The organism is Streptomyces sp. TOM-9, from assembly GCF_056858595.1.
Genome location: NZ_JBXEQB010000001.1, coordinates 4,363,615 through 4,383,839, shown reverse-complemented (window position 1 = coordinate 4,383,839; position 20,225 = coordinate 4,363,615). Strand labels below are relative to the sequence as shown.

Annotated in this window: 20 protein-coding genes; 14 read left to right on the top strand and 6 right to left on the bottom strand. The window is 73.2% G+C overall.

From position 1 onward, the window contains the following. Positions 1 to 34: 34 nt before the first annotated feature. The 4 genes from AC1VWI_RS20305 (at position 35) to AC1VWI_RS20290 (ending at position 4,110) form a co-directional block, all read left to right on the top strand. Positions 35 to 1,231 carry an amidohydrolase family protein gene (locus tag AC1VWI_RS20305; protein WP_499512436.1) on the top strand — a complete coding sequence of 399 codons (1,197 nt, stop codon included), beginning with the start codon at positions 35 to 37 and terminating at the stop codon, positions 1,229 to 1,231. Further along, positions 1,222 to 2,343 carry an acyl-CoA dehydrogenase family protein gene (locus tag AC1VWI_RS20300; protein ID WP_499512435.1) on the top strand — a complete coding sequence of 374 codons (1,122 nt, stop codon included), beginning with the start codon at positions 1,222 to 1,224 and terminating at the stop codon, positions 2,341 to 2,343. Before AC1VWI_RS20305 ends, AC1VWI_RS20300 begins: the two co-directional genes overlap by 10 nt. A gap of 6 nt (positions 2,344 to 2,349) precedes the next feature. Then, on the top strand, positions 2,350 to 3,258 hold the full coding sequence (locus tag AC1VWI_RS20295) for an acyl-CoA dehydrogenase family protein (protein ID WP_499512434.1): 909 nt from the start codon (positions 2,350 to 2,352) through the stop codon (positions 3,256 to 3,258). Positions 3,259 to 3,636: 378 nt separating this feature from the next. After that, the gene (locus tag AC1VWI_RS20290) at positions 3,637 to 4,110 is read left to right on the top strand and encodes an ATP-binding protein (protein ID WP_499512433.1); all 474 of its coding nucleotides are present in this window, start codon (positions 3,637 to 3,639) and stop codon (positions 4,108 to 4,110) included. 15 nt (positions 4,111 to 4,125) lie between these two features. Here AC1VWI_RS20290 and AC1VWI_RS20285 read toward each other — a convergent pair whose 3' ends face one another. Next, positions 4,126 to 5,052 carry a cyclase family protein gene (locus AC1VWI_RS20285; RefSeq protein ID WP_499512432.1) on the bottom strand — a complete coding sequence of 309 codons (927 nt, stop codon included), beginning with the start codon at positions 5,050 to 5,052 and terminating at the stop codon, positions 4,126 to 4,128. Between the two features lie 95 nt (positions 5,053 to 5,147). Between AC1VWI_RS20285 and AC1VWI_RS20280 the strand changes: the two genes are divergently transcribed. The 4 genes from AC1VWI_RS20280 to AC1VWI_RS20265 are packed head-to-tail and all read left to right on the top strand — an operon-like array spanning position 5,148 to position 9,736. Next, positions 5,148 to 6,050: an SDR family oxidoreductase gene (locus AC1VWI_RS20280; protein ID WP_499512431.1), complete on the top strand. Its 903-nt coding sequence runs from the start codon at positions 5,148 to 5,150 to the stop codon at positions 6,048 to 6,050. A 28-nt stretch (positions 6,051 to 6,078) separates the two neighbouring features. After that, on the top strand, positions 6,079 to 7,224 hold the full coding sequence (locus AC1VWI_RS20275; RefSeq protein ID WP_499512430.1) for an acyl-CoA dehydrogenase family protein: 1,146 nt from the start codon (positions 6,079 to 6,081) through the stop codon (positions 7,222 to 7,224). Continuing rightward, positions 7,221 to 8,687, top strand: coding sequence for an aldehyde dehydrogenase family protein (locus AC1VWI_RS20270; RefSeq protein WP_499512429.1), 1,467 nt, complete (start codon positions 7,221 to 7,223; stop codon positions 8,685 to 8,687). The genes AC1VWI_RS20275 and AC1VWI_RS20270 overlap by 4 nt, the downstream gene beginning before the upstream one ends. Beyond that, the gene (locus tag AC1VWI_RS20265) at positions 8,687 to 9,736 is read left to right on the top strand and encodes a Zn-dependent alcohol dehydrogenase (RefSeq protein WP_499512428.1); all 1,050 of its coding nucleotides are present in this window, start codon (positions 8,687 to 8,689) and stop codon (positions 9,734 to 9,736) included. Before AC1VWI_RS20270 ends, AC1VWI_RS20265 begins: the two co-directional genes overlap by 1 nt. A 6-nt stretch (positions 9,737 to 9,742) precedes the next feature. On the opposite strand, the gene AC1VWI_RS20260 is transcribed toward AC1VWI_RS20265, so the two are convergent. Beyond that, positions 9,743 to 10,768, bottom strand: coding sequence for a GlxA family transcriptional regulator (locus AC1VWI_RS20260; RefSeq protein WP_499512427.1), 1,026 nt, complete (start codon positions 10,766 to 10,768; stop codon positions 9,743 to 9,745). Positions 10,769 to 10,838: 70 nt separating this feature from the next. Here AC1VWI_RS20260 and AC1VWI_RS20255 point away from each other — a divergent pair, with 70 nt between their 5' ends. Together AC1VWI_RS20255 and AC1VWI_RS20250 are read left to right on the top strand one after the other, a co-directional pair. Continuing rightward, complete coding sequence (locus AC1VWI_RS20255) at positions 10,839 to 12,173, top strand: MFS transporter (RefSeq protein WP_499512426.1); 1,335 nt, start codon at positions 10,839 to 10,841, stop codon at positions 12,171 to 12,173. Positions 12,174 to 12,260: 87 nt separating this feature from the next. After that, positions 12,261 to 12,587, top strand: coding sequence for a hypothetical protein (locus AC1VWI_RS20250; RefSeq protein WP_499512425.1), 327 nt, complete (start codon positions 12,261 to 12,263; stop codon positions 12,585 to 12,587). Positions 12,588 to 12,606: 19 nt separating this feature from the next. On the opposite strand, the gene AC1VWI_RS20245 is transcribed toward AC1VWI_RS20250, so the two are convergent. Continuing rightward, complete coding sequence (locus AC1VWI_RS20245; RefSeq protein WP_499512424.1) at positions 12,607 to 13,224, bottom strand: flavin reductase family protein; 618 nt, start codon at positions 13,222 to 13,224, stop codon at positions 12,607 to 12,609. An 84-nt stretch (positions 13,225 to 13,308) separates the two neighbouring features. Between AC1VWI_RS20245 and AC1VWI_RS20240 the strand changes: the two genes are divergently transcribed. Then, complete coding sequence (locus tag AC1VWI_RS20240; RefSeq protein ID WP_499512423.1) at positions 13,309 to 13,938, top strand: hypothetical protein; 630 nt, start codon at positions 13,309 to 13,311, stop codon at positions 13,936 to 13,938. 8 nt (positions 13,939 to 13,946) lie between these two features. On the opposite strand, the gene AC1VWI_RS20235 is transcribed toward AC1VWI_RS20240, so the two are convergent. From AC1VWI_RS20235 to AC1VWI_RS20225, 3 genes are all read right to left on the bottom strand, one after another. Continuing rightward, a complete protein-coding gene (locus AC1VWI_RS20235; protein ID WP_499512422.1) occupies positions 13,947 to 14,783 on the bottom strand; it encodes an enoyl-CoA hydratase/isomerase family protein in 837 nt (278 codons plus the stop codon). Then, positions 14,776 to 16,983, bottom strand: a complete 2,208-nt coding sequence (locus AC1VWI_RS20230; RefSeq protein ID WP_499512421.1) for an acetate--CoA ligase family protein — start codon at positions 16,981 to 16,983, stop codon at positions 14,776 to 14,778. The genes AC1VWI_RS20235 and AC1VWI_RS20230 overlap by 8 nt, the downstream gene beginning before the upstream one ends. 280 nt (positions 16,984 to 17,263) lie before the next feature. After that, positions 17,264 to 18,457: a flavin-containing monooxygenase gene (locus tag AC1VWI_RS20225; protein WP_499512420.1), complete on the bottom strand. Its 1,194-nt coding sequence runs from the start codon at positions 18,455 to 18,457 to the stop codon at positions 17,264 to 17,266. 132 nt (positions 18,458 to 18,589) lie between these two features. On the opposite strand from AC1VWI_RS20225, the gene AC1VWI_RS20220 reads away from it, so the two are divergent. From AC1VWI_RS20220 to AC1VWI_RS20210, 3 genes are read left to right on the top strand one after another with little or no spacing between them, the layout of a single operon-like run. Beyond that, positions 18,590 to 19,042 carry a DoxX family protein gene (locus AC1VWI_RS20220; protein ID WP_499512419.1) on the top strand — a complete coding sequence of 151 codons (453 nt, stop codon included), beginning with the start codon at positions 18,590 to 18,592 and terminating at the stop codon, positions 19,040 to 19,042. Continuing rightward, entirely contained in the window at positions 19,039 to 19,470 is a 432-nt protein-coding gene (locus AC1VWI_RS20215; RefSeq protein ID WP_499512418.1) for a Zn-ribbon domain-containing OB-fold protein, read from the top strand. Before AC1VWI_RS20220 ends, AC1VWI_RS20215 begins: the two co-directional genes overlap by 4 nt. 8 nt (positions 19,471 to 19,478) lie before the next feature. Then, the gene (locus tag AC1VWI_RS20210) at positions 19,479 to 20,030 is read left to right on the top strand and encodes a GNAT family N-acetyltransferase (RefSeq protein WP_499512417.1); all 552 of its coding nucleotides are present in this window, start codon (positions 19,479 to 19,481) and stop codon (positions 20,028 to 20,030) included. Positions 20,031 to 20,225: the final 195 nt, after the last annotated feature.

Sequence of the window (20,225 nt, the reverse complement as noted above, 5' to 3'; positions counted from 1 at the left end):
ACGGTCCATCAGATTCAAGGAAGGGTGGGGAGCGATGGAACTGCCCCGGATCATCAGCGTCGACGACCACGTGATCGAACCCGCGCACCTCTTCGAGACCTGGCTGCCGGCGAAGTACCGGGACCGCGGGCCCCAGCCGCTGACCGCCGGGATCGGGGAGCTCGCCTACATCGGCGGGAAGTACCAGATCACGATGGACCCGGACGGCCCGCCGACCGACTGGTGGATCTACGAGGACCTGAAGTTCCCCTACAAGAGGAACATCGCCGCCGTCGGCTTCGACCGGGACGAGATGACCCTGGAGGGCATCACCCGCGAGGAGATGCGGCGTGGCTGCTGGGACCCCAAGGCCCGGCTCGCCGACATGGACCTCAACCACGTCGAGGGCTCGCTCTGCTTCCCCACCTTCCCGCGCTTCTGCGGTCAGACCTTCGCCGAGGCCAAGGACAAGGAGGTCGCCCTCGCCTGTGTCCGCGCCTACAACGACTGGATGGTCGAGGAGTGGTGCGGGGACAGCGGCGGCCGGCTGATCCCGCTCTGCCTGATCCCGCTGTGGGACGTCGGCCTGGCCGTCGCCGAGATCCGCCGCAACGCGGATCGCGGGGTGCGGGCCGTCACCTTCAGCGAGATCCCGACCCACCTCGGTCTGCCCAGCATCCACTCGGGGTACTGGGACCCCTTCTTCGCCGTCTGCGAGGAGACCGGGACGGTGGTGAACATGCACATCGGCTCGTCCTCGCAGATGCCGGCCGCCTCCCCGGACGCGCCGCCCGCCGTGCAGGCCTCGCTCTCCTTCAACAACGCGATGGCCTCGATGATGGACTTCCTCTTCAGCGGGGTGCTGGTGCGCCACCCCCGGCTCAAGCTCGCCTACAGCGAGGGGCAGATGGGCTGGATCCCCTACGCCCTGGAGCGGGGCGACGACGTCTGGGAGGAGCACCGGGCGTGGGGCGGCGTGCGTGACGTGATCCCCGAGCCGCCCTCCACCTACTACTACCGGCAGATCTTCTGCTGCTTCTTCCGCGACAAGCACGGCGTCGCCTCGATCGACGTCGTCGGCCGCGACAACGCGACCTTCGAGACCGACTACCCGCACGTCGACTCGACCTTCCCGCACACCAAGGAGGTCGCCCTCGACCATGTGAAGGGCCTCGACGACGAGACGGTGTACAAGCTCATGCGCGGCAACGCCATCCGCATGCTGGGGCTGGAGCCGGACCGGTGGACCTGACGTACACCGAGGCGGAGCAGGCGTACCGGGGCGAGCTGCGGGCCTGGCTCGCCCGGACGCTGCCCACGCTGCCGTCCGCGCCGGACCCCGCCGACTGGCCCGCCCGGCGGGCGTACGACACCGGCTGGCAGCGGCGCCTGTACGAGGCGGGGTACGCCGACGTCCACTGGAACGCCGACCCGACCCGACGGCTGATCTTCCTGGAGGAGACCGAGCTGGCCGGGGCGCCCTACGTCGGCGCGAACTTCGTCGGTCTGCTGCACGCCGGGCCCACCATCGCGGCCGAGGGGACGGCCGGCCAGCGTGAACGCTGGCTGCCCCCGGTGCTGCGCGGGGACGAGGTGTGGTGCCAGGGTTTCAGCGAGCCGGGGGCGGGCTCGGACCTGGCGTCCCTGCGGACGCGGGCGGTGCGCGACGGCGACGCCTACGTGGTCACCGGTTCGAAGATCTGGACCTCGCATGCCGAGGTCGCCGACTGGTGCGAACTGCTGGTGCGCACCGATCCCGACGCACCGCGGCACCGCGGCATCAGCTGGCTGGCGATGCCGATGGACGTGCCGGGCGTGACGGTGCGGCCGCTGCGGACCCTGGCCGGGACGACGGAGTTCGCCGAGGTCTTCCTGGACGAGGTGCGCGTGCCGGTCGCCAACCGGGTCGGAGCGGAGAACGACGGCTGGCGGGTCACGATGGTGACCCTCTCCTTCGAGCGCGGCACCGCTTTCGCGGGTGAGGTCGTCGCCTGCCGGCGGACCCTGCGTGAACTGGCACGGACCGCCCGGGAGACGGGAGCCTGGGACGACCCCGTGCTGCGGCGCCGGCTGGGCCGTCTGGTGGCGGAGTTCGGCGTCCTGTGGCGGCTGGTCCAGTGGAACGTCAGCGCCGGCGCCCCGGGCGTCGGGGGCTCGGTCCTCAAGTTGCGCTACTCGCATGCGCGCCAGGAGCTCTACGACACCGCCGCCGAGGTCCTAGGCCCGTCCGGGGCGCTGGACGCGGACCGCCCGTGGACGGCGGACCGGCTCTCCTCGCTCTCGTACACCATCGCGGCGGGCACGTCGCAGATCCAGCGGAACATCGTCGCCGAGCGGATCCTCGGCCTGCCGAAGGGGGCGTGAGCGGCCGTGGACTTCCGCCTCACCGAGGACCAACGGGCGCTCGCCGACGGGACCCGTGGACTGCTGGCGCGGCTCTACCCGGCGGAGCGCCTGCGGAAGGACGCCGCCGGGGCGGCCGCGGGGCCCCCGGTGACCCTCGACCGGCAGATGTGGCGGGCGCTGGGGGAGGCGGGGTTCTTCGCACTGCGGCTGCCGGAGGAGCGGGGCGGGCTCGGCCTCGGCCTCCCGGAGGCCGTGCTCGTCTTCGAGGAGGCCGGACGGGCGCTGCTGCCGGGTCCGCTGGTGACGACGCACCTGGCGGCCGGACGCGTGCTGGGGGCGGCGGAGGGCGCCACGGTGGTCACCGCGGTCGACGGCGAGCTGGCCGAGTGGCTGGAGGCGTCCGACCACGTGCTGGGCTCCTTCGACAAGGCCGAGCCGATACGTTCGGTGGACCCGCTCACTCCGCTGCACCGGATGGTGGGCGGCGAACCGGCCGGCGGCGGCGGGGGAGCCGGCGAACTGCTGACCTCCGCGCAGCAGACCGGCAGCGCGGCGCGCACCCTGGAGCTCGCCGTGCGGTACGCCGGGACACGGGAGCAGTTCGGGCGGCCCGTCGGCTCCTTCCAGGCGGTCAAGCACCTGTGCGCCGAGATGCTGGTCCGGGTCGAGATGGCACGCACGGCGGTGCGTGCGGCGGCGGTCTCCGGGGATCCGGGCGAGACGGCGGCCGCACGGCTGCTGGCGGACGAGGCGGCCGTCCGCAACGCCCGTGACTGCCTGCAGGTGTTCGGCGGTATGGGTTTCACCTGGGAGGCGGAGGTGCATCTCCACATTAAGCGGTCGTGGATCCTGCGGAGCCGGGGCCGTTCCGTGGCGGAGTGTGAGGAGCAGCTCGCGGAGAGACTCCTCGACGAGACTCTTCGCTGGGTTTAGGTAGTTATGGCCGATTCGTCACGGATAAGGAGTCCCCGAGCGTCGATATCGGGTTGTGTCCGAGGTGTGACTCGTCACGCCGTGGAGTCGGAGCCTGCCTCGGGTACGCTCCATCGGGTGCGTGTGGTGGTGAAACGCGACGGATGTGGCAGTGGCGGGGTCTCGGTACCCGGCGGGCTGCCTGTACCGGGCTGTTCGATTTCGCCCCGTAATGGGCCTCGCACAGTATGCAGCACTCGTGCCCCCTTGCGCTGGAATATGCCCGAAGCGCTTGTTGCGGTCACTGCGGGTCAATCATGCTGGGTTGCGAAGAGGTCACGTACGGTGACCCTGCCGAGGCGCGAGGCGACGTGTCCGCCGGTTCGGATGGTGTGAGCGGTGCAGGTGCTCCAGGTTCAGCTTGAGGTCGGCCCCGACCCCGCGGAGGTGGGCCGGGCCCGCCGGTGGGCCCGCTCGCGTCTCGCGGGCTCCGGCATAGGAGCCGACGAGCCGGTCGCCGAGACGCTGATCCTGCTCATCTCCGAACTGGTCACCAACGCCGTCGTGCACACCGGCTGTCCGGCCGTGCTGCGGATGCTCTTCCGCTCCTCCGGCGCCGCGCAGAGCGGCGAACGGGAGACCGTGCGCGTCGAGGTGGCCGACACCAGCGACGCGCCGCCACGGCCGCGGCACGCCGACAACGACGAGACCGGCGGCCGGGGACTGGAACTCGTGGACGGCCTCGCGGACCGCTGGGGCTGGCAGCGTGAAGGTGCCGGCAAGCAGATCTGGTGCGAGATCGACCGCAGCGAGCGCCCCGCGATCGTCCCCGCGCAGTCCATGGGCGGGCTGATCCGCCGCCCCGCCTTCTGACCGTACGGACCGCCCTCAGAGCACCGCCACCGGCGCGACCGGACTGCCGACCCCGCCCACGAAGGGCTGCGGGGTGGCGTCCAGCAGGAACGCGTACCGCCCCTCCTCGGCGCAGGCCTCCGACAGCGCCTCGAGATTCCAGTTCTGGCCCTGGGGCATGCCCATCTCCACCAGGTCCAGGGCGTGCACGGCGAGCCACAGGTCCTCGATCTCCGGCGGGAAGATCTCGAAGGTCAGCGTGTCGTTGGCGACCGCCGCGACGTCGCGGGCGTGGAACCACTCGGGAGTGCGCACCGACAACCCCGGTGAGGGGAAGGCGTAGGCGTGCTTGTCGCCCGCCAGGTACAGCCGCATCTGACCGGTGCGGACGAGCGCGACGTCCCCGGCGCGGACGGTGGTCCGGGCCAGTTCCTCGGCCGCGTCGAGGTCGTCGGGGGTGACCGCGTGGTCGCCGGGCAGCCGGTCGGTGCCGCGGGCGCGGGCCACATCGAGCAGGACGCCGCGGGAGAGCAGCGTCGTGATCTTCTCTATGCCGCTGAAGGCGGCGCCGCCGTGGGCGGTGATGGAGCCGGCCGGGCGGCCGTTGTAGATCCGTCCCGAGTGCGAGACATGGGTCAGGGCGTCCCAGTGGGTCGCCGCCTGCAGCCCCATGGTGACGATGTCGTCGCTGGTGGCGACGGTGCCCGGGCCGAACATCTCGTGGTTGAGCATCACCATGGTGCGCAGGGGGTTGACCCGGCCCGGGATCATTCCCGTCTGCACCCCGTCCTGCTGCAGGGGCAGCGCGAGCGGCACGCGGCGTCCGCTGCGCACGGTGCCGGCCGCCGCGCGGACGACCTCGTCGGTGACCAGGTTGAGGGTGCCGGTCTCGTCGTCCTCACCCCAGCGGCCCCAGTTGTTGACGCGCTTGGCGATGTCGTGGAACTCGGCGGGGAACGCCATCGCTGCCTCCTGGTCTCAGGGCTTGTGCTGGGGTGCGTCCGTGCTCCTAAAATCTAACGGTCCGTCAGAAACTCTGAGAAGGGGCGGGACCGGACGTGGGCAACTTCCTGAACGGAAAGGTCGTCGCGGTCACCGGGGCCGGGCGCGGCATAGGGCGGGCCGTCGCCCTCGCGTGCGCGGCCGAGGGCGCCAAGGTCGTCGTCAACGACTATGGTGTCGCGGTCGACGGCAGCGGACCGACCGGTGAGGTCGCGGCCGCCGTCGTCAAGGAGATCGAGGCGGCCGGCGGCGAGGCCACCGCGGTGACCGACGACGTCTCGTCGATGGCGGGCGGCGAACGGATCGTCACCACGGCCGTGCAGACCTACGGCCGCGTCGACGGAGTGGTCTGCGTCGCCGGGATCCTGCGCGAACGCATGCTCTTCAACATGGGCGAGGACGAGTGGGACCCGGTCCTCGCCACCCATCTCAAGGGCACCTTCACCGTCTTCCGCGCCGCCTCGGCCGTGATGCGACGGCAGGGCTCGGGCACCCTCGTCGGCTTCACCAGCGGCAACCACCAGGGCAGCGTCTCCCAGGCCAACTACTCCGCGGCGAAGGGCGGGATCATCTCGCTGGTGCGCAGCGCCGCACTCGGACTGCACCGCTTCGGCGTGACCGCCAACTGCGTCGCCCCCGTGGCACGCACCCGCATGTCCGCCAACGTGCCCATGGAGCTCGCCGAGATCGGCGAGCCCGAGGACGTTGCCGCCATGGTCGTCTTCCTGCTCAGCGATCACGCCCGCGACGTCACCGGACAGGTCTACACGGTCGCCGGACCCAAGATCGCGGTCTGGGCGCAGCCCCGTGAACTGCGCGCCGCCTACGCGGACGGCGGGGGATGGACACCGCAGCGCATCGCCGCGGCCCTGCCCGGCTCCGTCGGCACCGACCCCATGCCGATGCTCGCCCAGCTCGAGGCCATGCGCGCCGCCGCGGCCGCCTCCCGAGGGCAGTGACGGCCCCGCACCGAGGAGAGGGCGGACCATGGACTTCACCTTCGGCCCGGAGACGGAGGCCTTCCGCGCGCAGGCCCGGGAGTGGCTGGCGGCGCACCCGGACCGCGCACCCGGCCGGGAGTGGGAGCGGGAACTCGGCGCCGCCGGCTGGATCGGCCTCGGCTGGCGCGGCGACTACGGCAACCGGCGTGCCACCCTGCCCCAGCAGGTCGCCTGGGGCGAGGAGTACGCCCGCGCCGAGGCGCCCGCCCGGTCCGGGCACATCGGCGAGAACCTGCTGGCCCCCACCCTGGAGGCGCACGGCACGCCCGACCAGCGCGACCGCTTCATGCCGCCGGTCGCCCGCGGCGAGGAACTGTGGTGCCAGGGGTACAGCGAGCCCGGGGCGGGCTCCGACCTCGCCGGCGTCCGCACCGCGGCCGCCGCGGACCACGACGCCGGCGGTCCCTGCTACCGCGTGACCGGTCAGAAGATCTGGACCTCCCTCGCCCAGGACGCCGACTGGTGCTTCGTCCTGGCCCGCACCGAACCCGACTCGCGCCGGCACCACGGACTGAGCTTCCTGCTGGTCCCCATGGACCAGCCCGGCAGGGTCGAGGTCCGCCCCATCCGCCAGCTCACCGGGACGGCCGAGTTCAACGAGGTCTTCTTCGACGGGGCCCGCGCCGACGCCGCCCACGTCGTCGGCGGGGAGGGCAACGGCTGGCAGGTCGCCATGTCCCTCCTGGGCGTCGAGCGCGGGGTCTCCACCCTCGTGCAGCAGATCGGCTTCGAACGCGAACTGCGGCAGGTCGTCGACCGCGCCGTCGCCACCGGGGCGGTGACCGACCCCGTGCTGCGGGACCGGCTGGTGCGCCAGTGGGCCGAGTTGCGCACCATGCGCTGGAACGCCCTGCGTACGCTGGGCACCGCCGACCCGGCCGCCCCGAGCGTCGCCAAGCTGCTGTGGGGCGGCTGGCACCAGCGGCTCGGCGAACTGGCCGTCGCCGTCCGCGGCGCCCCCGCCGCGACCGGCCCAGCGCCGTGGGAGCCGGAGCGGCCCTACGAACTCGACCAGGCCCAGCGCATGTTCCTCTTCAGCCGCGCCGACACCATCTACGGCGGCTCGGACGAGATCCAGCGCACGATCATCGCCGAGCGGGTGCTCGGCCTCCCGAAGGAGCCTCGCGGATGAACAGCGACGGGACGTACGGCCACTGGATCGGCGGCCGGTGGCACGAACCGGCTGGAGCGCACTATCCAGTTGTCAATCCGGCCACGGAGGAGACCGTCGGGCACGCCCCTCAAGCGGGCCCGGCGGACGTGGACGCCGCGGTGCGCGCTGCCCGGGAGGCGTACGAGGGCTGGTCCCGTACGAGCCCGGCGGAGCGTGCCGCGATCCTGGAGCGGATCGCGGACGTCCTCGCCTCGCGGTCGGCGGATCTCGTACCGCTGCTCCAGCAGGAGACGGGAGCGACGATCCGTGTCGCGTCGAGCATGCAGATTCCAACGGCGGTGGACCGCTTCCGGCGCTACGCGCGGGGCGCGCTGGAACCGGACACGATCCCCTTCGCGCCGCAGCCCGTGAAGGCCTCGCCGCTCGCCCCCGGCGGGCTGGTCAACGCGGCGGCGGCACGGCGTCCGGTGGGCGTCGTCGCCTGCATCACCTCCTACAACTTCCCCCTGGTCAACCTGGCCGGCAAGGTCGCCCCCGCCCTGGCCGTGGGCAACACCGTCGTCGCCAAGCCCGCGCCCCAGGACCCGCTGACCTGCCTGCTGCTGGGCGGGATCATGCGGGAGGCGGGCCTGCCCGACGGGGTGTTCAACGTCATCACCGGCTCGGGCGCCGCGGCCGGTGAGGCACTGGTCGCGCACCCCGGCGTCGACATGATCAGCTTCACCGGCTCGACGGCGGTCGGGCAGGCGATCGCCCGCGTCGCGGGCGCGTCGATGAAGCGGACCCTGATGGAACTGGGCGGCAAGGGCGCGGCGATCATCCTCGAGGACGCCGCACCGGGCGTCCTCAGATCAGCGGTATCTGCTGTCGGTTCAACATGGGCATTCCATTCAGGTCAGATCTGCACGGCGCCGACCCGTGTGCTCGTCCCCCGCGGGCGGTACGAGCAGGTGATCACCGCCCTCGAACAGTACGCCCGTTCGCTGACCGTCGGGGACCCTGTGGATAACTCCACCGTCGTCGGCCCGCTGATCACCGCCGCCCAGCGCGACCGCGTCGAGGCGTACGTCACCGGCGCCCGCGAACAGGGCGCCCGCGTCGTCACCGGCGGCGCGCGCCCCGACCTCAAACCCGGCTACTACGCGGCCCCCACCCTCCTCGCGGACGTCACGCCCGCCATGACGGTCGCCCGCGAGGAGATCTTCGGCCCGGTCGTCGCCGCCCTCCCCTACGACACCGAGGACGAGGCCGTCGAGATCGCCAACGGCACCCCGTACGGCCTGTACGACTACGTCTTCGGCAGCGACACCGCGCGCGCCTGGGCCCTGGCCGCCCGCCTGCGCAGCGGCAACGTCGGCATCAACACCGTGCAGCGTCATCCCGAGACGCCCTTCGGCGGCTTCAAGCACAGCGGGATCGGCCGCGACGGCGGCTCCTTCGGACTGCACGCGTACAGCGAGCTCCAGGCGGTGGTGTGGTGATGAGAGGCGTGATCTTCGACGGGACGCAGCCCGCGGTCGTCGACGACCTGGAGGTCCGGGACCCGGGCCCCGGCGAGGTGCTGGTCCGCATCCACGCGGCCGGGCTGTGCCACAGCGACCTGTCCGTCGTCGACGGGGTCATCCCCTTCCCCGTACCGGTCGTGCTCGGCCACGAGGGGGCGGGCGTCGTCGAGGTGACCGGCGCCGGCGTCTCGCACGTCTCGCCGGGCGACCGCGTGGCCCTGTCCACCCTTGCCAACTGCGGCACCTGCCCGGACTGCGACCGGGGGCGCCCGACGATGTGCCGCAAGGCCATCGGCCGTCCCGGCAGGCCCTTCAGCCGTCAGGGCGAGCCGCTGTTCAACTTCGCCTCCAACTCGGCCTTCGCCGAACTGACCGTCGTCAAGGCCGTCCAGGCCGTCCCCCTCCCCCGGGACATCCCCCTCACCTCGGCCGCGCTCATCGGCTGCGGGGTGCTGACCGGGGTCGGCGCCGCCCTCAACCGCGCCCGGGTCGACCGCGGCGACACGGTCGTGGTCATCGGCACCGGCGGCATCGGCCTGAACGTGCTGCAGGGCGCGCGCATCGCGGGCGCCTCCCGGATCGTCGCCGTCGACACCAACCCGGCGAAGGAGGAACCCGCCAGGCTGTTCGGCGCCACCGAGTTCGTGGACTCGGCGGAGGCGGCGCGCGCGCTGCTGCCGACCGGCGCCGACCACGTCTTCGAGTGCGTCGGCCACGTCGGGCTCATCCGCCAGGCCGTCGACCTCCTGGACCGCCACGGCCAGGCCGTCCTGCTGGGCGTGCCGCCGGCCGACGCCGAGGCGTCCTTCCTGGTGTCCTCCATGTACCTCGACAAGTCCATCCTGGGCTGCCGCTACGGCTCGTCACGGCCGCAGCGCGACATCGCGCTCTACGCCGACCTCTACCGGCAGGGCCGGCTCCTGCTGGACGAACTCGTCACCCGTACCTACCCGGTGGAGAACTTCGCGAAGGCGGCGGAGGACGCCCGGGGCGGCCGCGTGGCGCGGGGCGTGCTGACCTTCTGAGGCGGTTCAGAACGCCGCCGTCGCCCGGAAGGTCCGCCGGTAGGCGCTGGGCGAGACGCCGAGGACGGCCTGCAGGTGCTGCCGCATGGAGGCCGCCGTGCCGAACCCTGCCTGCGAGGCGACCTGGTCGACCGACAGGTCGCTGGACTCCAGCAGGTGCCGGGCGCGTTCGACGCGCTGCTGCGTCAGCCACTGCCCGGGGCTGGTGCCCACCTCCTCCCGGAAGCGGCGGGTGAAGGTGCGCACGCTCATCGCCTCGCGCTCGGCCAGCTCGCGCAGCGTCAGCGGCTGGTCGAGCCGGTCCAGCGCCCAGGAGCGCGCCGCGGCCGTGGTGGCCTGCTGGGGCTCGGGGACGGGCCGTTGGATGTACTGGGCCTGTCCGCCCTCCCGGTGCGGCGGCACGACCGTACGGCGCGCGCTGGCGTTGGCCACGGCCGTGCCGTGGTCACGGCGGACGAGGTGCAGGCACAGGTCGATGCCCGAGGCGACGCCCGCGGAGGTGAGGATGTCGCCGTTGTCGACGTACAGGACGTCCGGCTCGACCCGCACACGGGGGAAGAGCCTTTGGAAGTGGTCCGTGCTCGACCAGTGCGTGGTGGCGCGCAGGCCGTCCAGGTGGCCGGCCGCGGCGAGGAAGTACGAGCCGGTGCAGATGGAGACGAGCCGGGCGCCGGGACGGATGCGGGCGAAAGCCGCCGCCATCTCCTCGGGCAGCCGGCCCTCGGTGTGCGCGACGGAGCGCTCATGGGCGGCGGGGACGATGACGGTGCCCGCCGTCTCCAGGACCTCGGGGCCGTGGGCGACGTGGATCTCGAAGTCGGCGTCGGCGCGCACCGGTCCCGGACCGTGCGGGGAGCACGTCACCACCTCGTACAGATCGACCCCGTCGGAGTCCCTCGCGCCGCCGAAGATGCGGTGCGGGATGCCCACTTCGAAGGGGATCACACCGTGCTGCACCAGGACGACGACCCGGTGGCGCACCGGTGTGCGCGGAGGTGCGGTCGGCGAAGGCGTCTCCATGGATTCGGCCATGGCCCGATCCTTGCACAACATGGCCATCCGGCCACTCGTTCCGTGAAAGAGGATGCCGGATGCTGACCTGGTGACGCAGACTCCCGAGCTTCCCGTGCAGCCCCTGGCTGACAGGGGCCCCGACGTTCCCCGGCCGTTCCGCACGCCCCGGATCCACCGCGCGTGGTCGGTGGCGGCCGCCGCCTTCGTCACGCTCATCGGCGCCGCCGGCTTCGCCTCCCTGCCCGGACTGCTGATCGAGCCGCTGCACGGCGAGTTCGGGTGGTCGCGGGGCATGATCGGCCTGGCCGTCTCGGTCAACCTCGCGCTCTACGGCGTGACGGCGCCGTTCGCCGCCGCGCTCATGGACCGCTTCGGCATCCGCCGGGTCGTCGCGGCGGCGCTCGTCACCATCGCGACCGGTGCGAGCCTGACCGTCTTCATGACCGCGAGCTGGCAGCTCGTGCTCCTGTGGGGCGTGCTCGTCGGGCTGGGCAGCGGCTCCATGGCCCTGGCCTTCGCGACCACCGTCACCAACCGCTGGTTCGAGGACCGGCGCGGCCTGGTCACGGGCATCCTGACGGCGGCCGGCGCGGCGGGACAGCTGATCTTCCTCCCCCTGCTCTCCGTCATCATCGAGCACGCGGGCTGGCGCGCCGCGGCCCTCACCGTGGCGGGCGCCGCGGTCGTCGTCGCGCCCCTGGTCTACCTGCTGCTGCGGGACCACCCCGCCGACGTGGGCCTGGCCCCGTACGGTGCCGCGGAGTTCGTGCCGAAGCCGCCGCCGGTGACGGGGGCGGCCAAGCGGGCGGTCAAGGCGCTGTTCAACGCAGCCCGCGGTGGCCCGTTCTGGCTGCTGGCGGGGACCTTCGCGATCTGCGGGGCCTCGACGAACGGCCTGGTCAAGACGCACTTCGTGCCCGCGGCCCACGACCACGGGATGCCGGTGACGGCCGCCGCGTCACTGCTCGCCGTGATCGGCATCTTCGACATCGCGGGCACGGTGGCCTCCGGCTGGTTCACCGACCGCTTCAGCCCGCGGCGGCTGCTGGCCACCTACTACGGGCTGCGCGGACTGTCGCTGATGTTCCTGCCCGTGCTCCTGAACGATGCCGTGCACCCGCCCATGGTGCTGTTCATCGTCTTCTACGGCCTGGACTGGGTCGCCACCGTGCCGCCCACCATCGCCCTGTGCCGCGAGTTCTACGGCGCCGACAGCGCCATCGTCTTCGGCTGGGTACTCGCCTCCCACCAGTTGGGCGCCGCCCTGGTGGCGTTCCTCGGCGGCGCGGCGCGCGACGCCTTCGGCTCCTACGACGTGGTCTGGTACTCCTCCGGGGCGCTGTGCGCGGTGGCGGCGCTCATGGCGCTGGTGATCCGGCGACGGGCGACCCCGGGCGCCGGGGCGCTCCCGCTCGCGGCGTAGCCGGCCGGCCCCGGCGCTGCCGGGTCCCGCGGCTGCCCTGGTGGCGGTACGGGAACCGCGTGCGGCGCCGGGGCGTCCGACCTGTGCGTGAGGGAAGCGACCAAGGGCCTCACCGCCCTTCTTGTGGCGGGCCTGGGTGCGGCGTCCGCGCTGCTGGCCTGGGCACCGCTCGCCAGGGTCAACGTCGAGGGCGGCTTCGAAGGGCAGCGCCGGGACTTGAGCGTCCTCTACGTCGACCTTCCGCTCATCGCCGCGGGCGGCGCCTTGGTGCCGCTCGCCTTCTGGCTGCTCATGCTGCGCGGGTCGCGCCGCCCCGGGCTCGCGGCCCTGGTGGCGGTGGCCGTGGCCGCCCTCGGGATCTGGGCGCTGACCAGTTGGTGGGCGCCCCACCAGGCGCCGGAGTTCACGGGCTGAGGCGCGTACGCGGCCGCGGTCAGGGCGCGAGCCGGCCGAAGCGGCCGCGGTGGAAGAGCAGCGGCTCGCCGCCTTCCGCCCCGTGGCCCAGATCCCGGACCCGGCCGATGACGACGAGGTGGTCGCCGCCGGTGTGCACGGCGTGGATCGCGCAGTCGATCCACGCGGCCACGCCGCGCAGCCGGGGCGAGCCCGTCACCGGCGCCGGATCCCACTCCACGCCCGCGAACTTGTCCCCGCCGCTCACGGCGAAGGAGCGGCACAGCTCCTGCTGGTCCGCGCCGAGCACGTTCACGCAGAACACCCCGGCCCGCGCGATGCGCGGCCAGCTGGTGGACGTGCGCGCCACCATGAAGGCGACCAGCGGCGGATCGAGCGACAGCGACGCGAACGACTGGCAGGCGAACCCGGCGGGTCCGCCCTGCGCGTCGTCCCCGGGCGCCGCGATCACCGTCACGCCGCTCGCGAAGTTCCCCAGTACCTTCCGGAATTCGGCCTGGTCCACCGGGGCGCGCTCGTCCGGCCGCACGGCCCGCAGTTCGGGCGGCGGCAGCGGGTCCACCCGCCCGGCCGTCGTCACCGCCCCGGCCGACCGGAGGTAGCGGACGACGGCGACCGCCATGCCTGCTTGTCCCATCACGCGGTCCATTGAAACTGACGGACCGTCAGAAGTGAAGGCCTGTGGGAAGGACGGCCGAAGCCCGCGCGTACCGTGCCTGTCATGGGATGGGGTACGGGGTGGGGGTTCCCGGCGCGGCCCGCGGTCGACCCGTGGGGCGATGCCGGACGCGCGGCGGCGGTCACGACGTACTGCGCGGTGGGGGTGATCGCGGCAACGGTCCGTATGGTCGTCCTTCCGTCCCTGAAGTCCGCGGACGGTGCCTTCGAGGAGCCGCTCGCCCTCTGCGTGCTGCCGCTGGCCCTGATCCCCCTGTGGGCCTTCGCGGTGGCCGCCTCGCTCCTGCACGCCCTGCCGGCGACGGTCCCGGGACTGCGGCTCGCGGGGCGCACCGGGCGACGCCCCCGCTGGCTCTGCCTGCTGGCGGCGGAGGCCGCGACGGCCGCCGTCCTCGCGGTGCCGGTGGTGTGGCTCGGCGGTCCGTACCTGCTTGCGTGGTTGTGCCTCGCGGGTGCCGGTGCGGCGCCGGTGCTGGTCACCTCGTTCTACGCGGGGCGCCGGGACCCGGAGGGCAGGACCGGGTGGGCGCGGCAGCGGCAGGTCGCCTTCCGGATCTCCGTCGTGACGATCGCGGTGATCGGGCTCGTCTTCGCGGGTGCTTTGCTGGCGTACGGCACCGGACTGCTGGAGGAGTACCGGCCCCCGCCCGGGGTCGCGGCGCCCGAGGGGTGAGCCCGGTGTCACCGGCCACGGAAGTCCGGTGGGCGGCGTTCGAGGAAGGCGTGCAGTCCCTCCTGGGCGTCGGCGGTGGTCATGTTCTGCTCCTGTGCGGCCGCCTCTGCGGCGAAGGCCGTCGCGCGGTCGGAGTCCAGGGACGCGTTGACGAGTTGCTTGGTCAGGGCGAGGGCGCGGGTGGGGCCGGAGGCGAGTCGCCGGGCGAGGGTGTCGGCGGCCGCGTCGAGCTCGTCCGCGGGGACGACGCGGTTGACCAGCCCGAGGCGTTCGGCGGCGGCGGCGGGGAGGTCGTCGCCGAGGAGGAGGAGTTCCTTCGCGCGGTGCGGGCCTATCAGGCGGGGGAGGAGGTAGGCGCCCCCGCCGTCGGGGACGAGGCCGCGGCGGACGAAGACCTCGATCAACTTCGCCGTGTCGGCGGCCAGGACGAGGTCGCAGGCGAGGGCGAGATGGGCACCGAGACCGGCGGCCGTGCCGTTCACGGCGGCGACCACGGGTTTCTCGCAGTCGAGGACGGCGGCGATGAGGCGTTGGGCCCCGGATCGGATCGTCCGGGCCACGTCGCCCGCGACCCGGTCCGCGGCGGCCGGACCGCCGCGCAGGTCGGCCCCCGCGCAGAACGCCCGGCGGCCGGCGCCGGTCAGGACGACGGCTCGCACGGCCGGGTCCGCAGAGGCCTCCAGAAATTTCTGGATGAGGCGTTCGCGCAGGTCAGGGGTGATGGCGTTCATCGCCTGGGGGCGGTTGAGGGTGAGCCGGGAGACCCCGTTGTCGGTGACGTGGAGTACAACGGATTCCACGGAGCCATCACGCTCCGTGACCACTCCACGGGGGGAGTCAGTCATGTGTGTTCTCCTGACGGCAGACGGCCAGGGCGTCCAGGGCGCAGGCGCCCTGCCCGCGCGGCAGCACCATCAGCGGATTGATGTCGAGTTCGGCGAGGCCGTCGCCGAGTTCCAGGGCCATGCGCTGCACGCGGAGGATGACGTCGACGAGCGCGTCCGCGTCGGCGGGTGGCGCCCCGCGCACGCCGTCGAGCAGGCGGGCGCCGCGCAGTTCCCGCAGCATGTCCCGCGCGGTCCCGGCGTCGAAGGGCGGTACGCGGACGGCCGTGTCCCGCAGGACCTCGACGAGGACCCCGCCGAGGCCGGCGGTGACGGTGGGCCCGAAGAGCGGGTCGTGGCTCATGCCGACGACCATCTCCACGCCTGGCTCCACCATCTGGCAGACGAGGACGCCGTCGAGCTCCAGGTCCTCGAAGCGGGCGATGTCGGCGAGTTCGCGGTAGGCGTCGCGGACCTGGCTGGCGGAAGTGAGGCCGATCTTGACCAGGCCGAGTTCGGTCTTGTGCGCGAGCCGGTCGGCGGACGCCTTCATCACCACGGGGTAGCCGACCTGGGCCGCCGCCCGGACGGCACCGGCGGCGCTGGTGACCAGTTGCTCGCGCGGGACGCGGATGCCGTACGCCCGGAGCAGTTGCTTGGCGGCGTGCTCGCTCAGCCGGCGGCCGGGGTGCAGCAGGGCGCGCGCCTTCCGCGCGGAGGAGGAGGGCGTGCGCGGCGCGTCGTCGAAGGGGGAGCGGTAGCCGGCGGCGAAGCGGTGGTGGTCCAGCCAGGCCCGTACGGCGGTCACGCAGTTGCCGAAGGTGCGGAAGGTGGCGAGCCGGGAGGAGCCGAGCAGGGTGGTCCGGTAGGCCTCCTCGGTGCCCACGGGGGAGCCCCAGATCACGCACACCAGTTTGTCGGTGGCCTCGGCGGCCTCGGCGAGGTCCCGGGCCAGCCGGTCGCTCATCGGCGGGAAGGGGCCGGTGATCGGGCAGACGAGGACGCCGACCGCGGGATCGGCGAGGATCGCGTCGATGATCTTCCGGCCGCGCCAGTCACCGACGGGATGGCCCCCGCTGTCCACGGGGTTGGAGACGTTCAGGTACTCCGGTATCCACTGGTGGAGTTCGGCCTGCTTCGGCTCCGGGAGGGTGGGCAGCGGCAGCCCGGCGGCGGTGGCCAGGTCCGCGAAGTGCGCCCCGGTGCCGCCGGAGATCGAGTAGACGACCACGCCCTCGGCGGCCGGTGGCCGGGCCCGGGCCAGCAGGGCGGCGGTGTCCTGGAGTTCGTCCAGCGCGTCGACGCGGATCACGCCGAACTGGCGGAAGGCGGCGTCGGCGACCGCGTCGGATCCGGTGAGCTTGCCGGTGTGCGTGGCGGCGGCACGGGTGCCCGTCTCGGTACGGCCCACCTTGACCATGACCACCGGCACCTTGTTGCGGGCCGCGCGGTCGGCGGCGAGGGCGAACGAGCGGCCGTCCTTGAGGCCTTCGGCGTAGACCGCGATCGCGCCGACCTCGGGCCGCCCGGCGAAGTAGGAGAGGAAGTCGGCGGTCTCCAGGTCGGCCTCGTTGCCGGTCGGCGCCCAGTGGCTGAGCCGGATGCCGAGCTCCTGCAGGGCGTAGACCGGACGGCCTTGGTGGCCGGACTGGGTGATCAGGGCGATCGCCGGCCCGGGGAGGTCCTCACGGAACGCCTGGAAGGCGTTGAGGTTGGTGTTCGGCCCCAGCAGCCGCAGTCCGCTGCCCGCGACGGCCCGGCCGAGCCGCTCCTGGGCGGCGGCGCCCGCCTCCCCGGTCTCGGCGAAGCCGGAGGCGAAGACGACCGCGAACCGGGCCTTGGCCCCGGTGAGCTGCTCGAGGACGGGGAGGGGGTCGGCGACGAGCAGGACGGCAAGGTCGACCGGCTCGGGGAGATCCGCGACGGATGCGTGGCAGGGCAGACCGAACACGGTGCCGCGGCCGGGGTTGACCGGGTGGAGCCGGGCGCCGACCCGCTCGGCCCAGGTGACGAGTTGCCGGGTGATGCCGGCGTTGGGGCGGCCCTCGGCGTCCGAGGCGCCCACCACGGCCAGGGACTCGGGCCGGAAGAAGCGGTCGAGGTCGGGCACGCAGGCGTGCAGCGGGCGCCCGCTGACGTCCACGTCGTCCGTGCCGTGGCCCGGGCCGCCGGCGTCCGCCGCGGGATCGGTGCCGCGCGTGCTGAAGGTCGATCCAAGCATGTGTCTCGCCCGTCCCGCTCGAAGGTCCAGAGAACTGACGCAATGTCAGATTACTGAACTGACGATCCGTCAGGAACGGGGAGGATGCGAGAAACCTGTGCGCCCCGCGGGAAGGCGGTCCGGCCGGCCGAGGGGGAGCGGGCCGGCCGGTCCGCCGGACTGGGATGGAGCGGGAGCGGTACGGGGGCGGTGCGGGGGCGCGCAGGGGTGGTACGGAGGCGGTGCGTGCGGCGGCGCGGGTGCTCGTCCGTACCCCCTCGGTACCCACCGCGCGCGTTCGCTACCGCCGCGCCACCGCTTTGGCGATCCGGCGCGCGTCGATGGCCATTTCACGGAACATGCCGCTGATGGGATTGGTGAAGCCGGTGAAGTACAGGCCGGGAGCGTTCTTCGGGCTGCGGCCGCCGTGCCGCACGGGCCGGCCCCGCTCGTCCAGGACGTCGAGATGACCGACGAGCGGTTCCAGGCCGCGCCGGTAGCCGGTGGCCGCGACCACCGCGTCCGGGGTGATCCGCGTGCCGTCGGCGAGCAGCACCTCGCGCCCGTCGAAGCCCTCGACGGCGGCGACGGGTTCGACCTTCCCCGACCGGACGGCGTCGATGATGCCGACGTCCTGCACGGGGATGGAGCCCTCCCGCACCCGCGAGTAGAGCCCGTTGTCCGGGCGGGGCAGCCCGTACGCGGACAGGTCCGGCACGGAGACGCGCTCCACGTAGGGCGCGATCTTGTCGACCAGCTTCGTGGGGAGTCGGCGGACCATGATCCCGGTGCGCTGCGCGGGCCACCCCGCGGTGGAGCGGCGCATGATGTGCGGGGGCGTCCGCACCGCCAGCCGGACGCGGGCCGCGCCGGACTCGGCGAGGTCGACGGCGATCTCGGCGCCGGTGTTGCCCACGCCCACGACCAGGACGTCCCGGCCCTCGTAGGGCCGGCCGTTGCGGTAGCGGGAGGCGTGCAGCAGCTCTCCGTCGAAGGTGTCGCGCCCGGGCCAGTCCGGAAGGTGCGGCGTGTGGTTGTAGCCGGTGGCGACGACGACGCTGCGCGCGGTCAGCCGGCGCCCGCCGGTGGCCGGGAGCACCCAGCCCGCAGCCGGGTCCCCGGCGGGCTCGATCCGCCCCACCTCTATGCCGGTGGCGACGTCCAGCCCGTGGAACTCGGCGTACTGCTCCAGGTAGCGCACGACGTCGTCGCGGCCCACCCAGCGGCCGTACGGCCGGGGTATCCCGAGGCCCGGGAGCGCGGACAGGCGTCTGGTCGTGTGCAGCCGCAGCCGGTCGTAGTGGCCGCGCCAGGAGGCGCCCACCGCGTCCGACCGCTCGACGACCAGGGTGCGCACGCCCCGGTGCCGCAGCGACGCCGCGACGGCGAGGCCGCCGGGACCGGCGCCGACGACGATGGCGTCCGGCGCCGCCGTGTTCGGTAGGGGGGTGGCGGCGGATGCGGAGGTGCCGGCGGATGCCGAGGTGTCGGTCATGGCTGCTCCCGTGCCTGCAGGGTGAGGGTCACTCCGGAAGGTAGCGCGCTTTCGCCCCGGCACCTTGCGGAGGTGCGACCGCATCCGGTCAACTGACATACCGTCAGATTCCTTGCCCCGGGGAGGCACACGATGCAGACGATCTGGCTGACCGGCGCCGAATGGCTCGCCGTCCTGCGCATCGGCCTCGGGCTGTGGTGGCTGGAGAGCTGGCGGCACAAGGACAAGAAGGGCTGGTTCGAGCGGGGCACCGGCATCACCTGGGCCGCCGACGTCGCCGCGAAGCACCGCTGGACCTTCGTCCGGGGCGGATTCACCGCGGTCGTCGCGCCCCGCCCCAAGGTGATGGCCTACGTCGTCGTCCACGCCGAACTGGCCGTCGGGCTCGGTCTCACCGCCGGGCTGCTGACACCGGTCGCGCTGGCCGGCGGCATCGTCCTCAACCTGCTCTACCTCGTCCTCATGATCCACGACTGGGCGGAGCAGGGGCAGAACGCCATGATGATCCTCGCCTCCGTCGTCCTCCTCTTCGCCATGGGCTGGCAGACCTGGTCCCTCGACAGCGTCTGGGGGCTCTTCCTGTGACCGGTCTGCCCGAGCCCGACGCCTTCACGCGCACCTACTGGAGCGCCGCCGCCGAGGGCCGGCTGCTGATCCGCCGGTGCCTGGCCGCGGGCTGCGGCGCCGCCCACCACTACCCCCGGGAGTTCTGCCCGCACTGCTGGAGCGAGGAGGTCGTCTGGGAGCAGGCCGCGGGCCACGCCACCCTCTACACCTGGTCCGTGGTGCACGCCAACGACCTCCGGCCGTTCGCCGGACGCGTCCCCTACGTCGCCGCCGTCGTCGACCTCGCCGAGGGGCCGCGCATGATGACGGAGGTCGTCGGCTGCGCCCACGACGCGCTGCGCGTCGGGATGGACCTGCGCGTCTGCTTCCGCCCCGCGGCCGCAGGTGGGGAGATCGCGATCCCCGTCTTCCGTCCGGCCAGGGCGGCCACCGCCTCCTTTGCTTGAATGAGGACGTGCTGAGGCCGGTGGAGTTGGAAGCGTACGGACTGCTGCTCAGGCCCTGGGAGGAGACGTCCGGCGACCTCGACGCGGCACTGCGCGGCCTCGCGGACCCGGACTTCCGCCGCTGGAACACCGCGCACGCCCCCGAGCCCGACGAAGCCGGCGTGCGGGCGTTCCTGCGGCGCCGGCGCGACGGCTGGGGGGCCGGCGACCTCGCGTCGTTCGCCGTCACCGAGGCCGGTGTGGTGCTCGGCCAGGCCGCGATAGGGATGATCGACCACGCCATGCGCGGCGCACGCGTCAGCTACTGGACGCTCCCCGAGGCCCGTGGGCGCGGCGTCGCCTCCCGGGCCCTGGAGGCGGTCACCCGGTGGGCCTTCCGCGATCTCGGCCTGCACCGGCTGGAACTGGGCCACGCCGTCGGCAATGAGCCCTCCTGCGGTGTCGCGCGGCGCTGCGGTTACGTCCTCGAAGGGGTCCTGCGCGAGGCGGTCGTCGACCTGTCCGGCGCCCTCCGGGACGTCCACCTGCACAGCCGCCTGGCGACCGACCCACGTCCCTGACCCCGGCAACCCCACCGAGATTTGCCGCGCCTTGGGGGAATCTTGTGCCGATCGGGACAAGTGCTTTCCCGATCGCCGTGTGCGGGTTGGCTAAGGTGCGATCCGCCCCTCGCGCGCCGCGGACCCGTAGGCCGGTGCTTCCGCGCGCGCCGCACAGCCGCCGCACGCGTGCCGCGCGCCGTGCCGGGGGCCTCA